Here is a 14,842-nt window from a genome sequence, read left to right on the forward strand (position 1 = left end):
CCCCATTCCCGACTCCCGATTCCCGCACCTGACAGGTCCATGACAGCTTCGCGGGACTAGGCTGCAGCCAGCTCGCCGTGACGCGGTTGCGGCCGATTGATTGCCTGTGCTGCACACATGTACCTGGGAGGGTCTGTGATCAACGACACCTTGCGCTTGCGCGCCATTACCGCCTGTGCGGCCATCTGTCTGGCGCCGGCGGCTCACGCGGCCGATGACGAAGGCCCGGTGACCGCCGAAGTGGGCGGACGCGTGCATTGGGATTTCACCGTCTTCGACAACGATGAACGCGGCACACCCGAGCGCAACGACACCCAGTTCCGCCGTGTCTGGCTGGACGTGGCCGGCAAGTTCTACGGGTTCAACTACAAGGCCGAGGCGGAGTTCGCCGGCCTGCAGTACGAACCCGGCAGCCGCGGCATCCTGGCGCGCGATGTCTACATCGCCAAGAAGTTCTCCGCCGGCACGCTGACCGTGGGCCAGTTCAAGCAGTACTTTTCGCTCGACGACCGGACCGGCTCCAACTATGGCCCGTTCCTGGAACGCGGCTACGCCTCGACCACGCTGGCACCGATCTACCGCAAGGCGATTTCCTGGCAGACCAGCCGCCCGGATGCCACCTGGTCCACGGCCGCCTACAGCCTGGAAAGCATCGACAATTCGGCCACCAAGGGCGGTGCGCTGGGCACGCGCCTGACCTTCGCACCGGAAATGGGCGACGCACGGCTGCGCCATCTGGGCGTGTCGCTGGCGCACGAGCGCTACTCGCATCCCGGCAGTGGCGGCGCCTCACCGCTGCTGATCCGCCCGCGCCCGGAGAACGATCTCGCCAACAACAGCCGCATCACGCTGGCACGCTTCGCCGATGGCCGCGACACCGACTTCGACAAATGGTCGTTGGAATATGCCGAAGTAGTCGGCCCGTGGTCGTGGCAGACCGAGTTCAGCGGCGGCCTGCTCGACGATGGCGCGCAGCATGCCAAGGTGCTGGCCAGCTATGGCCTGGTCAGCTGGTTCGTGACCGGCGAGTCGCGCGGCTACGACCGCAAGACCGGCCGCTTCAGCCGCATCAAGACGCCCAACCGCCCGTCCGGCGCATTCGAGCTGGCACTGCGTTACGACTACATGCGCGGCGACCAGCATCTGGATGGCCAGCCCGATTTCATCAACGCCAGCACGCAGTCCTGGACGCTGGGCGGCAACTGGTATTTCAAGCCGAACCTGCGCGTGATGCTCAACGTCATCGACAGCCGCAACCGCGACCGCACGATGAATGCAGTGGTCGATCACACGCTGGCGGTGACCGGCCGGTTTCAGTACGACTTCTGATGCACTCCTGCGTCGCGCCCCGGTTTCACAACAGTTCGGCATGCGTCGCCGCGATGCAGCGTCGTCACTGCGCACGCACGACGGTTGTCGTCTTTGCCGTTGCGGCAGTGACGCAATGAGCAGGTTTGCTGCAGTTCCGCACCACCGCCGCAGCGCGTCCTGCGCAGCGGTGCGCCCCACCCTCTCCCTGCTGTATGTCCCAAAGGATTTGCCCGCATGCTGACCGCGCTCGGTTTCGGAATGGTGATCACCTTCATGTACCTGATCATGAGCAAGCGGCTGTCGCCGCTGGTGGCTCTGATCACGGTGCCGATCGTGTTCGCATTGCTCGGCGGCTTCGGCACCGGCATCAACGAGATGATGCTCGACGGCATCAAGAAGATCGCGCCCACCGGCGTGATGCTGATGTTCGCCATCCTCTATTTCGGGGTGATGATCGATGCCGGTCTGTTCGACCCACTGGTCGGCCGCATCCTGCGCCTGGTCAAGGGCGATCCGCTGAAGATCGTCATGGGCACGGCGATCCTGGCGATGCTGATCTCGCTCGATGGCGACGGCTCCACCACCTACATGATCACCGTCTCGGCGATGCTGCCGCTGTACCAGCGGCTGGGCATGAACGCGCTCAACCTCACCTGCGTCACCATCCTGGCCAGCGGCGTGATGAATCTCACCCCGTGGGGCGGCCCCACCGCGCGTGCCGCCACCGCATTGCATGTGGATCCGGCCGATGTGTTCGTGCCGCTGGTACCGGCCATGGCGATGGCGATCGCCGGCATCATTGCACTCGCCTGGCTGCTCGGCATGCGCGAGCGTCGCCGTCTGGGCGTGGTGCGCCTGCCGGCCGATGGCAACTGGCTGGAAACCAGCCTGCCCGACGACAACGACGCCCTGCCGCGCGTGGAAGACACCGAAGACATGAAGCGGCCCAAGCTGCTGTGGGTGAACCTGGTGCTCACCCTCGCGCTGATGGCCGCGCTGGTGGTGGGCATCCTGCCGATGCCGGTGTTGTTCATGATCGGCTTCGCGCTGGCGCTGATGATCAACTACCCCAACCTGGCCGAGCAGCGCCGCCGCCTGGTCAACCACGCCGGCAATGTGTTGTCGGTAGTGTCGCTGATCTTCGCTGCCGGCATCTTCACCGGCATCCTGTCCAACACCGGCATGGTCGAAGCGATGTCGCGCAGCTTCCTGGCGGTCATTCCCGACAGCTGGGGTCCGTACCTGGCGGTGATCACCGCCATCGTCAGCATGCCGTTTACGTTCTTCATGTCCAACGACGCGTTCTACTTCGGCGTGCTGCCAATCCTGTCCGAAGCCGCCGGCCATTACGGCATCACGCCCGTGGAAATGGCGCGCGCCTCGCTGGCCGGCCAGCCCGTGCATCTACTCAGCCCCCTGGTGCCCTCGACCTATCTGCTGGTCGGCCTGGCCAAGGTCGATTTCGCCGACCACCAGCGCTTCACCCTGAAATGGGCGGTGCTGATTTCGATGCTGATGCTGGCGGGCGGGCTGCTGTTTGGCTTGTTTCCGTTGGCGCGCTGAGGCCCGCCGGGATTGGGGAATCGGGAATGGGGAATCGCAAAAGCGGCGCTGCGCTGCCGTTTCGATTCCTGACTTCCACATAAAAAATAGAAACCGCGGCCCCTGCTCCACCGATTCCCCACTCCCGATTCCCCATTCCCAACTCCGAAGGAGTTCAAGCAATGACGCTTCGCATCGCATACGTCACCAGTGGCATGGGCAGTGTGGGCACTGCGATCTGCCAGAAACTGGCGCGCACCGGGCACACGGTGGTGGCCGGGTGTGGTCCTAATTCGCCGCGCAAATCGGCGTGGCTGCGTGAGCAACGCGAGCTCGGGTTCGACTTCGTTGCCTCCGAAGGCAACGCGGCCGATTGGGATTCCACCGTAGCTGCGTTTGCCAAGGTCAAGGCGGAGGTCGGCGAGATCGATGTGTTGGTCAACAACGCCGGTGGCAGCCGCGACACGCTGTTCCGCCAGATGAGCCGCGACGACTGGAATGCGGTGATTGCCAGCAACCTGCATTCGCTGTTCAACATCACCAAGCAGGTGGTGGATGGCATGACCTCGCGCGGCTGGGGGCGCATCGTCAACATCGGGTCGGTCAGCGCGCACAAGGGCCAGATCGGGCAGATCAACTTCGCTACCGCCAAGGCGGCCATGCATGGGTTCAGCCGTGCGCTGGCGCAGGAAGTGGCCTCGCGCGGCGTCACCGTCAACACCATTTCGCCCGGCTATATCGCCAGCGCTTCCATCAGCAATTTCCCACCGGATGTGCTGGACCGCCTGGCCACCTCGGTGCCGGTGCGCCGGCTCGGCAAGCCGGCCGAAGTGGCCGGCCTGTGCGCATGGCTGGCCTCCGACGACGCTGCGTATGTGACCGGCGCGGACTACGCGGTCAACGGCGGTTTGTACATGGGCTAGTGCGCCATGCACGTGCGGCGCTGCTGCGTGGAGGCTGGCATCCATCACGCACAGCGCAGCGATGCACCTGGCAACGCAGCAGTGCGTACAGCCGCCCGTGCTGCGGCCGCCTCCCGCGCATGCAGCAACGTTTGGCATCGCATCCCCCTGCACGCCGCAGCCCAACGCGCTCCGTTTCATGCCCTGCATCACCCCCCACAAGCACCGCGCCAGCGCGCTGCAATGCCTGAGCAAGCCGCTGTTTGCCAGCAGTTGTGCGCCCGCATGGCACCGCCAAATCCCCTGTAAGCGACCGCCACCGCAAGGCCTGCCCGACACGTGGCGTGCACGAACTGATTACACTCTGGCTTTTCCGCAGTGCGGTGCCATGGTCAAACATCCCGAACGCGCCACTCCTGCTGCACGCCCGCAGATGGCCGACATCGCGCGCATGGCGGGCGTGTCCGAGTCCACCGTGTCGCGTGCGCTGGCCGGCAGCCCGGTGGTGGCCGAGCGCACCCGTGCCTACATCAAGCAGATCGCCGCCGATGCGGGGTATCAGGTCGATCCGGTGGCACGCAGCCTGCGCGCCAAGCGCTCCAATACGGTGAGCGTCGCGGTGCCGATGATGCATGCGCTGGACCAGCCGCTGTCGGACCCGTTCCTGATGACCATGCTCGCGCTGCTGGCCGAAGAACTCACCGGCCGTGGTTACAGCATGCTGTTGTCCAAGCTCAATCGGCATCAGGACGGCTGGGTGGAACAACTCGCACGCGGCAGCCGCTCCGATGGCGTGATCGTGCTCGGGCAAAGCTCCGAACATGCTGCGCTGGATGCGGCCGCACGCGATGGCCTGCCGATGGCGGTGTGGGGTAGCCGGATCGACGGGCAGTCCTACATCAGCGTGGGCAGCGACAATTTCCAGGGCGGCGCACTGGCCACCGAGCACCTGATCGCCAGCGGCCGCCGGCGCATCGCCTTCCTGGGCGATGACCAGCTTCCCGAAGTGGCGCCGCGCTTTGCCGGCTACCGGCAGGCGCTGGAGCAGCATGGCCTGGAGTTCGACACGCGCCTGCACGCGCGCAGCCACTTCCTCAGCGAGGACGCCTACCGGCTGACCCGCGCCATGCTCAAGAAGACCGACGCACCCGATGGCCTGTTTGCCGCTTCCGACGTGATTGCGGTCGGCGCGATCCGCGCCCTGGTCGAAGCCGGCCACCGCGTGCCGCAGGACATTTCGCTGGTGGGCTTCGACGATATTCCGCTGGCCGCCTACAGCCAGCCGCCGCTGACCACCGTGCAGCAGGACCTGGGCCTGGCCGCCCGCCTGCTGGTGGACCGGCTGCTGGCATTGATCGCCGGCGAAGCAGTGGACTCGGTGGAGATGCCGGTGAAGCTGGTGGTGCGCGAGTCGGCTTGATTCGGGGATTGGGGAGTTGGGATCGGGAATCGGGAATCGGGAATCGGGAATCGGGAATCGGGAATCGGGAATCGTAAGAGCGTGCGTCCTGGACGGATTGCACGCAATGTCTTGGTGCTGCAATCCGCCTTTTTTAGCGGCAAAACGTTGCGACACCTTGCTGGCTACTAGGCCACCACGGCCTTGGGTTTGCGGATGCGCACGCACAGCATGGCCACCGCAGCCGCTAGCATCAGTGCGCCGGCCAGGCGGATCACGTTGCGCGGGTCGCCGTGCAACAGCGGTTCGTAATACAGCGGCAGGGTCACGATCTGGATCAGCATCGGCAGCACGATGAACAGGTTGAACAGGCCCATGTACACGCCGGTGCGCTCGGGCGGAATGCTGTCGGCCAGCATCAGGTAGGGGTTGCCCATCATGCTGGCCCAGGCCAGGCCAATACCGATCATAGGCAGCAGCAACAACCAACGGTTCTCGATGCCCGGCAATACCCACATGCCCACGCCAGCCGCCAGCAGGCAGGCCGCGTGCGTGTACTTGGGGCCAACGCGCCGCACCACTGGCACCATCGCAAAGGCCGCCAGAAACGCGATGAAATTATAGAAACCGCCGATCTGCCCGTTGACCAGCCCGGCCTCGCGGAAGCCGTGCGAGTTCGCCTCGGTGGTGCCGAACAAGGTAGTCGACAGCGACAGCACGATGTACTGCCAGTAGCTGAAGATCGCATACCACTGGAACAGCATCACCGGCGCAAGCTGGCGCATGGTCGGCGGCATGTCGCGCAGCGCGCTGCCGATTTCGCGCAGCGTAGCGCCCAGCCCGGTACCGGCCTTGCGCATGCGCGCGATCTCCGCCGCGGGCACCACCGGCTCGCGCACGCTGCGCGCGGTGAGCAGGATCGAGGCGGCCGAAAAGCCGGCGCCGATCACGAACGCGGCAATGGTCACGTACGGGATGTGGTGCGCATTGGCCGCGTCCTGGCTCATGCCGAACCACACCAGCAAGGGCGGGGTGAGATAGGCCAGCGTCTGCGCCAGCCCGGTAAAGGCGCTCTGTGTGAGATACCCCAACGGCCGCTGCGGTGGCGCCAGCACGTCGCTGACCAGAGCGCGGTACGGCTCCATCGCGACGTTGTTTGCGGCGTCCAGCACCCACAGCAGGCAGACCGCCATCCACAATGCGGTACTGAAGGGCATCGCCAGCAGGCACAGGCTGCACACCAGCGCGCCGAGCACCATGTAGGGCATGCGCCGGCCCCAGCGCGTCACCGAGCGATCGCTCAAGGCGCCGACGAACGGCTGCAGCACCAGGCCGGTGATCGGCCCGGCCAGCCACAGGTACGGCAGGCTGGCGTGGTCGGCACCCAGGTAGTTGTAGATCGGGCTCATGTTGCTCTGTTGCAGCCCGAAGCTGTATTGCACACCGAAGAACCCGGCATTGAGGGCCAGGATGCGTGCGAAGGAAAGCGGAGGAGCGGTCGACGACATGCAGGGTCCAGGCATCGGTGCGGCTCCCAGTGGCCGCAGCGCACTCTACCCTGGCCGCTTTGCAATCGATTGTAACGCTGCGCCGCAGCACGGACGCTCGCCCGCTTAACCCTCTTTCATTACCGCAACAAATGCTGCAACGCAGGATTGCAATCGATTGCATTAGGGCGTATCACTCCGCTCGCACTGCAGGCCACCCGGCCATCCCTGGGAGGGGACGACGCAGGGCGTCGACACACCACCATCCGTGAGAGAGAGAATCGCGATGTCCACCTTGCACACCCTGCGCCTGCACGCTTTGGCCTGCGCGGTCACCACCTGCCTGTGCGCACCGCTCGCGCTGGCCCAGGACGCCACCCCGCCCGCACCCGCCACCCCGCCGGCCGCCGACAGCGCCGCGGTCAACCTGGACTCGGTGTTCGTCACCGGCACCTCCACCGCCACCACCAAGCTCAAGTCCAGCGTGTCGGTGAGCACCGTGGGGGCCGAGGCGATCGAGCAATCGGCCCCGCGCAGCACTGCGGAAATCTTCCGCAACATTCCCGGCATCCGCTCCGAGTCCAGCGGCGGCGAAGGCAATGCCAATATCGCCGTGCGCGGCCTCCCCGTCGCTTCGGGTGGCGCCAAGTTCCTGCAACTGCAGGAAGACGGCCTGCCGGTGATGGAGTTCGGCGATATCGCCTTCGGCAATTCCGATATCTTCCTGCGCTCGGATTTCACGATGGATCGCATCGAAGCGATCCGCGGCGGTTCGGCCTCGACGTTTACCAGCAATGCGCCCGGCGGCATCATCAACTTCATCAGCAAGACCGGCGACACCGAAGGCGGCAGCGTCGGCGTCAGTCGCGGCCTGGACTACGACAACACCCGCATCGACTTCAATTACGGCGCGCCGTTTGCCGAGCACTGGCAGTTCAACATCGGCGGCTTCTTCCGCCAGGGCGACGGTGTGCGCGATGCCGGCTACACCACCGACAAGGGCGGCCAACTCAAGGCCAACCTCACCCGCCTGTTCGAGAACGGCTACGTGCGTGTGTACGGCAAATACCTCAACGACCGTGCCGCCGGCTATCTGCCGGTGCCCACCTCGGTGCGTGGCCGCGACGGCTCGCCGGACCTGGGCGGCTTCCCCGGGTTCGATCCCGGCAACGACACCTTGTACAGCCGTAATTTCCGCACCGATGTTGGCCTGGATGGCAACAACCAGCCGCGCCGCACCGACCTGGGCGACGGCATGCACCCGATCTCCCGCACCATCGGCGCCGAAGCCTGGTTCGACCTGGGCAATGGCTGGAACCTGAGCGATAAATTCCGCATCGCCGACAACAGCGGCCGCTTCGTCAGCCCGTTCCCGGCCGAAGTCACCGATGCCGCCGCGCTGGCATCGTCCATCGGCGGCGCTGGCGCCCAGCTGGTGGAAGCCGGTGGCGCCAATGCCGGCCAGGCCTACACCGGCACGGCCATCCGCACGCATCTGTTCAATGTCGCCATCAACGATCTGGGCAATGTCACCAACGACCTCAGCCTCTCGCGCGAGTTCGGTGGTGACGGCCGCACCCTCAACCTGCGCATGGGCTACTACACCTCGCGCCAGACCATCGACATGGACTGGACCTGGAACTCCTACGTGCAGAGCCTGGGCCGCGACTCGCGCCTGCTCAACGTGGTCGACGCCGCCGGCGTGTCGCGCTCGCAGAACGGCCTGTACGCCTACGGCACGCCGTTCTGGGGCGATTGCTGCATCACACGCAGCTACGACGTGCGCTACGACGTCAACGCACCGTACGTGGCGCTCACCTTCGACAGCGGCAAGCTCAGCATCGACGGCAGCCTGCGCTATGACATGGGCGATGCGCGCGGCAACTATTCCGGCACCGCCATCGCGCAGAACCTGGACGTCAACGGCGATGGCGTGATCCAGCCGGTGGAGCAGCGCGTGGCCACCGTGGACACCGCCAATGCGCGGCCGGTGGACTACGACTGGAATTACCTGTCGTACTCCTTGGGCGGCAATTACCTGATCAACGACGACCTGGGCGCATTCGCACGCGTCAGCCGTGGCGCACGCGCCAATGCCGACCGCCTGCTGTTCGGCGTGATCCGCGACGATGGCTCGGTGACCTCCGATGAAGCGGTCAACGTGGTGCGGCAGACCGAAGCCGGCCTGAAGTGGCGCCGCGACGGCCTGAGCCTGTTTGCCACTGCATTTGCCGCGCGCACCCAGGAGCAGAACTTCGAAGTCACCAGCCAGCGCTTCTTCAACCGTAGCTACAAGGCGCACGGCATCGAGCTGGAAGCCAGCTACCGCTACGAGGGCTTCACCGTCAACGGCGGCGTGACCTGGACCGATGCAGAAATCGCCAGGGACCAGATCACTCCGGAGAACACCGGCAACGTGCCGCGTCGCCAGGCCGACTTCGTGTGGCAGCTCACCCCGAGCTACCGCGGCGACGGCTACCAGTTCGGCGTGAACCTGATCGGCACCACCGAGGCCTACACGCAGGATTCCAACCAGCTGAAGATGCCGGGCTACACGCAGGTGAATCTGTTCGGCGACTACCGCATCACCGATGCGCTCACCGTCGCGTTGAACGTCAACAACCTGTTCAACACGTTCGGACTGACCGAAGCCGAGGAAGCCACCATTCCGGCCAACGGCATCATCCGCGCACGTTCGATCGCCGGCCGCACCACCAGCCTCAGCCTGCGCTACGACTTCTAAAGGACCCGCGCCGGGCCCTGCCCGGCTTTCCCCATGATCGTTTCCTCCCCCATCGATGCCGCTGCACTGCGCGCCTGCGTTGCCGTCGCACTGGATCCGTCCACTGCCGCTGCAACACTGGCGCGTTTCGATACGCATGCCCCGCGCCTGCTCGACGCGCTGTCCACGCTCTACGGCGACCGCGCCGACTACGCCAGCTGGTTGCCACAGTGGCTGAGCGCACTGGGCGTGGTCGCACAGGCACGGCCAGCGGCCTTGCGGCACCTCGACGACAGCCGCGCACCGGGCTGGTTGGGCCAGCAGGACATGCTGGGCTACAGCGCCTACGTGGACCGTTTTGCCGGCACGCTGCGCGGTGTTGCCGAGCGCGTTCCGTATCTGCAGGAACTGGGCGTGCGGTATCTGCACCTGCTGCCATTCCTGCGCGCACGCGCCGGCGACAACGACGGCGGTTTTGCGGTCAGCGATTACGGCCAGGTGGAGCCGGCCCTGGGCAGCAACGACGATCTGGTCGCACTCACCGCACGCCTGCGCGCGGCCAACATCAGCCTGTGCGCAGATTTCGTGCTCAACCACACCGCCGACGACCACGCCTGGGCACTGGCTGCACGCGCTGGCGATACGCGTTATCTCGACTACTACCATCACTTCGCCGACCGCAACGCACCTGACCAGTACGACACCACCCTGGTGCAGGTGTTCCCGCAGACCGCGCCCGGCAACTTCACCTGGGTGGACGAGACCCGGCAGTGGATGTGGACCACGTTCTATCCCTATCAATGGGATTTGAACTGGAGCAACCCGGCGGTGTTCGGCGAGATGGCCTTGGCGATGCTGGAGCTGGCCAATCTGGGCGTGGAAGCGTTCCGGCTGGATTCCACGGCGTACCTGTGGAAACGCCCGGGCACCAACTGCATGAACCAGCCCGAGGCACACACCATTTTGGTGGCATTGCGTGCCGTGGCCGACATCGTAGCGCCCTCGGTGGTGATGAAGGCCGAAGCCATCGTGCCGATGGCGGAACTTCCGCCCTACTTCGGCAGCGGCGCGCAGCGCGGGCACGAGTGTCACCTGGCCTATCACAGCACGCTGATGGCGGCTGGCTGGTCGGCGCTGGCCCTGCAACGCGGCGACATCCTGCAGGACGTGATCGCGCACAGCCCACCGCTGCCGCCCAACTGCGCCTGGCTCAGCTACGTGCGCTGCCATGACGACATCGGCTGGAACGTGTTGCAGCACGAGGCCGCCGGCAATGCGGCGCAACCGCCGTTCTCGCTGCGCAAAGTGGCGCAGTTCTACGCCAACGCCGTGCCCGGCAGTTACGCGCGCGGCGAAAGTTTCCAGAGCAGCGGCGATGGCGTGCACGGCACCAATGGCATGAGCGCGGCATTGGTGGGCGTGCAGGCTGCGCACGAACACGCCGATGCGGCGGCGGCCGCCCGTGCGGTGGACCGCCTGGTGTTGCTGTACGCCGTGTCGCTGGCGATGCCGGGTGTTCCGCTGATCTACATGGGCGACGAGCTGGCACTGCCTAACGACACCGCCTACCTGGACGACGCGCAGCGGCGCCACGAAGGACGCTGGCTGCATCGCCCGGCGATGGCGTGGGAGCTGGCCGCGCAGCGGCATGACGCCTCCACGTTGGCAGGTACGGTGTACACGCGCTTGCGTGCATTGATCCGGCTGCGTGCGGGCCTGCCTGCGCTGGCTGCCACGCAATCGCTGGGCAGCGTCGCCCTGGGTGATGCACGGCTATTCGCGCTGACCCGTGGCGACAGCTTCCTGGCGGTGCACAATTTCGGCGAAGTGCCACTGCCGGTGGATCTCACCCAGGCAGGACATGCGCAATGGGCTGTGCTGGACACCGATGGCACCGGCGATGCGCCTGCGCCGTGTACGGAGCTGTTGCTTCCTGCCTATGGCGTGCGCTGGTTGCAGCGTCGTTGAATCATGGGTTGATCTAGACGGTACTCGACGACATGGCCCCGGTGCGCGTCGCGTGCCGATGCTTGATGCGCGAGGTACTGGAGTGCCTCGCCGACTCGACGCCCGCGCTTCGCCATACGACGCGGTTTCGCACCCAGCCAACGCTGCATTGCAGCGTGTACATCGGCAATAAAAAAGCACGCCGGTCAGGGCGTGCTTTTTCTCATCGCATCTGCTCGACCTGACGACCACGAAGGCTGCGCCGCCGCACAGATGAGTTGCTGCGCTGGCGCGTTACCGCGCCAGCAGCTGCATTTCAGCGCTTGCCCAGGCTCAACAGCGTTTCTGCAGTCTTCTCGGACGAAGCCGGGTTCTGGCCAGTCACCAGCATGCCGTCTGTAACCACATGCACGCCCCAGTCGGCGCCCTTTTCATACTGGCCACCAAGCTCGATCAGCACGTCTTCCACCAGGAACGGCACGATCTTGGTCAGACCCACGCCCTCTTCTTCGCCATTGGTGAAGCCAGTGACGCGGCGGCCATTGACCAGCGGCTTGCCGTCGGCGCCCTTGACCCGACGCAGCGCGCCCGGTGCGTGGCAGACCAGACCGTGTGGCTTGTTGGCAGTGGCGAACGCTTCGATCAGCGCGATCGAGTGCGCGTCTTCGGCCAGATCCCACAGCGGGCCGTGACCACCCGGATAGAACAGCACATCGAACGCGTCTGCCTTGATGTCGGCCAGGCGATGCGTGCTTGCCAGCGCCTGCTGGGCGTCGGGATCCTGCTTGAAGCGCTTGGTCGCCTCGGTCTGCGCGTCGGGCTCGTCACTCTTCGGGTCCAGCGGCGGCTGGCCGCCCTTCGGCGAGACCAAGGTGATCTGCGCGCCTGCGTCCTTGAACACGTAGTACGGCGCGGCGAATTCTTCCAGCCAGAAGCCGGTCTTCTTGCCGGTATCGCCCAGCTGGTCGTGGGAGGTGAGCACCATCAGAACATTCATTGGATTGCCTTGGGTTATCGCCCCTGACTCGGGCAAGGCGGCCAGTCTGCGGTTCAGCCCGTTGCAGCGCCGTGTAGAGCGCGTGGGCGCCGCGCGCACGGTTCAGACATTCATCGCCGGCGGCTGCAGCTGATCCATGCGGATGCGGTTGGCAAACAACGAGAACGCCAGCATGCCGGCCAGCCCGCTGACACGGCTCACCCACGGCGGCAGCCAGCGTGGCGCCACCAGCACACCGCTTTCGAACAGCGGCGCAAAGCGCGCCACATCGCCCAGCGCCATCTTGCCGGCGAACAAATACCGGCAGCGCTGCAACTGATCGCGCTGCAAGGCATGCCGGAAGAACGTGTGCACCGCCACCAGCCCGCGCAGGTACACCGTGTCCTTGGTGAAGGCACCGCCACCGCTGGTCGGCACGCCGCGGAACACGCGCTGCGCGGAGGAAAAACTTTCCGGCGGGCTTTGCCCGCTCTCGGTGAAATAGCGAAAGATCTCGATGAAATCCGCGCCGGAGCGCGCCATCGCAATCGCTTCGATGCGCAGGCTGATGCGCTTCATGCGTTCGATGTCGATGCTGCCGGTGATCTGCTCGGCAAAGGTCGCTAGGCCTTCCTGCGTGGCGGTGGTGCGTGGCGAAGAAATTCCCAGGCTGGGCAGGTGCAGCTGCGCACGCCCGTTGAGCGCCGTGAGCGAGTGCACCAATGCTTCGTGGTGGAACAACTGCGCGCGATCGTAATCGCTGAAGGTCGCGCCGCTGCGCAGCCGGATGCGATGCGCACCGGCCGCGGCCTTGGCCAGCAGGTCCGGGTCCAGCGTCACGGTGATCACGCGGCCTTCGAAAAACGCATCCAGATCGTTCTGCAACTGCATCCGCAACGCGGTGGCCGACACCGGCACCTGTTCTTCGGGCGCCAGCAGTTCGCGGTCCAGTTCCTGCGCAATCTGGATGAAGTGCCGCGCAGCCTCGCGCGTGCTCGGCCCATTGCCCGGCATCGGGTCGTCCGGCACACCAAACAGCTGCGCCGAGTAATCACTCACCGCTGCGGTGCCCAGCGATTCCAGCAGCCCGGCCGCCAGCCCCCAGCTATGCGCCGAATCGATCAAATACGCGCCGAGCGGATGCTGCGGGTCGGCGGCCTTCGCAATGACGGCCAGTTCGCGCCGGGTGTCGCCAAAATCCAGTACCGGGTACTCCACCTGAGGCAGTTCTGGCTGCCCGCGCGCCACGCTTTGCAGGAAGGGCTCCTGCAGCGAGCGCGGCCAGCTCGCCAAGGCGAGCAACTTGACCCCGCGCACCGCCTTGACCAGACGCGCATCCAGCGCCGCGTGATGGACGATGTCCGGCGGCCCCTTGCGCGATGGCATCAGCGCCGTCCGGGACGATCGACGCTGGCAGGCCGCTTGCCCGAGCCCTTGCCGCGATTGTTCTGCGCAACACGGGTGGCGAGTTTTTCGGCCGCGCTGGCCACTTCCACGCGCAGCTTCATGTAGTTGGCCACGCGCTCCGGGTCCAGCTGATCGGCTTCGATCGCCGCACGCACCGCACAACCGGGTTCGGCGATATGCGCGCAATCGTTGAAACGGCATTGCGCGGCCAACGCTTCCACGTCCGAAAAGCCGCCTTCGGCCAGGTCCTCCTCACCGGTGGGCTTGAGCTCGCGCATACCGGGCGTATCGATCAGACACGCACCCGACGGCAGCGGAATCAACGCCCGATGCGTGGTGGTGTGGCGGCCGCGCGAATCGTTCTCGCGCACCGCATTGGTCTTCATCTTCTGCGTGCCGAGCAAGGTGTTGGTCAGCGTCGACTTGCCCGCGCCGGACGAGCCCACCAGCACCGCGGTGCGGCCGTCGCCCAGCCACGGCCGCAGCGCCGCCACGCTGGCCAGGTCCTTCGCATTGACCGTGAGCAGCGGAATGTCTTGCGCGGCCAGTTCTTCCAGCACCGCCAACGCGTCGTCGGCATACTCGGTCTGATCGGCCTTGGTCAGCACCACCACCGGCTCGGCACCGCCACCGCCAACCAGCAGCAGATAGCGCTCGATGCGGCGCGGATTGAAGTCCGCATCCAGCCCGCACACGATGAACACCGTATCGATATTGGCCGCGATCACCTGCTGGTGGTAATGCTCGCCAGCCGCCCCACGCTTGATCGACGTGCGCCGCGGCAACAACGCCACGATGCGCTTGCCCTCCATCAGCACCCAATCCCCCACCGACGCCCGCTCATGGCTGGGAAAGCGCGGCCGCTGCCATTCCGGCAACGACTCGGCCTTGAGACTGGCCTCCGGCGTATCGGCCACCACATAACCGGTGCGGTGCTGCTCCACCACCCGCGCCGGCAGCGCCTGTGGATGCGCCGCAAAGATCGCCTGCCAGGCCGGCTCTTCCGGGGGGCCAGGCCAGGGCCAGCCGATGGATTGGAGGGTGTGGTAGTTGGGGGATGTATCGCTCATGTGCGGATTCTAGCGGCCCAACCTGGGCCGCTTGTGCATTCAAGCGTGATCGGAGCGCTTGCCGTGCACTTGACATTGT

Annotated in this window: 10 protein-coding genes; 6 read left to right on the forward strand and 4 right to left on the reverse strand. The window is 65.8% G+C overall.

Annotation, left to right across the window (positions count from 1 at the left end; all coding sequences use genetic code 11):
* Positions 1 to 135 precede the first annotated feature (135 nt).
* The 4 genes from ACD584_RS16975 (at position 136) to ACD584_RS16990 (ending at position 5,175) form a co-directional block, all read left to right on the forward strand.
* On the forward strand, positions 136 to 1,329 hold the full coding sequence (locus ACD584_RS16975) for an OprO/OprP family phosphate-selective porin (RefSeq protein ID WP_011038451.1): 1,194 nt from the start codon (positions 136 to 138) through the stop codon (positions 1,327 to 1,329).
* A 216-nt stretch (positions 1,330 to 1,545) separates the two neighbouring features.
* On the forward strand, positions 1,546 to 2,874 hold the full coding sequence (locus ACD584_RS16980) for a CitMHS family transporter (protein WP_011038452.1): 1,329 nt from the start codon (positions 1,546 to 1,548) through the stop codon (positions 2,872 to 2,874).
* 161 nt (positions 2,875 to 3,035) lie between these two features.
* On the forward strand, positions 3,036 to 3,776 hold the full coding sequence (phbB, locus tag ACD584_RS16985) for an acetoacetyl-CoA reductase (RefSeq protein ID WP_014508912.1): 741 nt from the start codon (positions 3,036 to 3,038) through the stop codon (positions 3,774 to 3,776).
* 367 nt (positions 3,777 to 4,143) lie between these two features.
* A complete protein-coding gene (locus ACD584_RS16990) occupies positions 4,144 to 5,175 on the forward strand; it encodes a LacI family DNA-binding transcriptional regulator (RefSeq protein ID WP_076037898.1) in 1,032 nt (343 codons plus the stop codon).
* Positions 5,176 to 5,342: 167 nt separating this feature from the next.
* Here the strand turns inward: ACD584_RS16990 and ACD584_RS16995 are convergent, their stop codons facing one another.
* Positions 5,343 to 6,662 carry an MFS transporter gene (locus ACD584_RS16995; RefSeq protein ID WP_076037157.1) on the reverse strand — a complete coding sequence of 440 codons (1,320 nt, stop codon included), beginning with the start codon at positions 6,660 to 6,662 and terminating at the stop codon, positions 5,343 to 5,345.
* A gap of 265 nt (positions 6,663 to 6,927) precedes the next feature.
* Between ACD584_RS16995 and ACD584_RS17000 the strand changes: the two genes are divergently transcribed.
* Entirely contained in the window at positions 6,928 to 9,384 is a 2,457-nt protein-coding gene (locus tag ACD584_RS17000) for a TonB-dependent receptor domain-containing protein (RefSeq protein ID WP_070689761.1), read from the forward strand.
* 36 nt (positions 9,385 to 9,420) lie between these two features.
* Positions 9,421 to 11,331, forward strand: coding sequence for an amylosucrase (locus ACD584_RS17005; RefSeq protein ID WP_175611867.1), 1,911 nt, complete (start codon positions 9,421 to 9,423; stop codon positions 11,329 to 11,331).
* Positions 11,332 to 11,626: 295 nt separating this feature from the next.
* Here ACD584_RS17005 and ACD584_RS17010 read toward each other — a convergent pair whose 3' ends face one another.
* The 3 genes from ACD584_RS17010 to rsgA all read right to left on the reverse strand — a co-directional run bounded on the left by ACD584_RS17010 (position 11,627) and on the right by rsgA (position 14,763).
* Positions 11,627 to 12,307, reverse strand: a complete 681-nt coding sequence (locus tag ACD584_RS17010) for a type 1 glutamine amidotransferase domain-containing protein (RefSeq protein ID WP_042596977.1) — start codon at positions 12,305 to 12,307, stop codon at positions 11,627 to 11,629.
* A gap of 102 nt (positions 12,308 to 12,409) precedes the next feature.
* Positions 12,410 to 13,672: a flavohemoglobin expression-modulating QEGLA motif protein gene (locus ACD584_RS17015; protein ID WP_076037160.1), complete on the reverse strand. Its 1,263-nt coding sequence runs from the start codon at positions 13,670 to 13,672 to the stop codon at positions 12,410 to 12,412.
* Positions 13,672 to 14,763 (reverse strand): ribosome small subunit-dependent GTPase A, encoded by a 1,092-nt coding sequence (gene rsgA / locus ACD584_RS17020; RefSeq protein WP_076037161.1) that lies wholly within the window; start codon positions 14,761 to 14,763, stop codon positions 13,672 to 13,674. Before rsgA ends, ACD584_RS17015 begins: the two co-directional genes overlap by 1 nt.
* Positions 14,764 to 14,842: the final 79 nt, after the last annotated feature.

It is taken from the genome of Xanthomonas sp. NCPPB 2922 (assembly GCF_041520885.1).
In the GTDB taxonomy this organism is placed as follows: domain Bacteria; phylum Pseudomonadota; class Gammaproteobacteria; order Xanthomonadales; family Xanthomonadaceae; genus Xanthomonas; species Xanthomonas campestris.

Excerpts from the sequence above, each read along its gene's own strand:
- ACD584_RS16980 (WP_011038452.1), top strand. The coding sequence starts at position 1,546 with ATGCTGACCGCGCTCGGTTTCGGAATGGTGATCACCTTCATGTACCTG.
- phbB (WP_014508912.1), top strand. The coding sequence starts at position 3,036 with ATGACGCTTCGCATCGCATACGTCACCAGTGGCATGGGCAGTGTGGGC.
- ACD584_RS16990 (WP_076037898.1), top strand. The coding sequence starts at position 4,144 with ATGGTCAAACATCCCGAACGCGCCACTCCTGCTGCACGCCCGCAGATG.
- ACD584_RS16995 (WP_076037157.1), bottom strand. The coding sequence starts at position 6,662 with ATGTCGTCGACCGCTCCTCCGCTTTCCTTCGCACGCATCCTGGCCCTC.
- ACD584_RS17000 (WP_070689761.1), top strand. The coding sequence starts at position 6,928 with ATGTCCACCTTGCACACCCTGCGCCTGCACGCTTTGGCCTGCGCGGTC.
- ACD584_RS17010 (WP_042596977.1), bottom strand. The coding sequence starts at position 12,307 with ATGAATGTTCTGATGGTGCTCACCTCCCACGACCAGCTGGGCGATACC.
- ACD584_RS17015 (WP_076037160.1), bottom strand. The coding sequence starts at position 13,672 with ATGCCATCGCGCAAGGGGCCGCCGGACATCGTCCATCACGCGGCGCTG.
- rsgA (WP_076037161.1), bottom strand. The coding sequence starts at position 14,763 with ATGAGCGATACATCCCCCAACTACCACACCCTCCAATCCATCGGCTGG.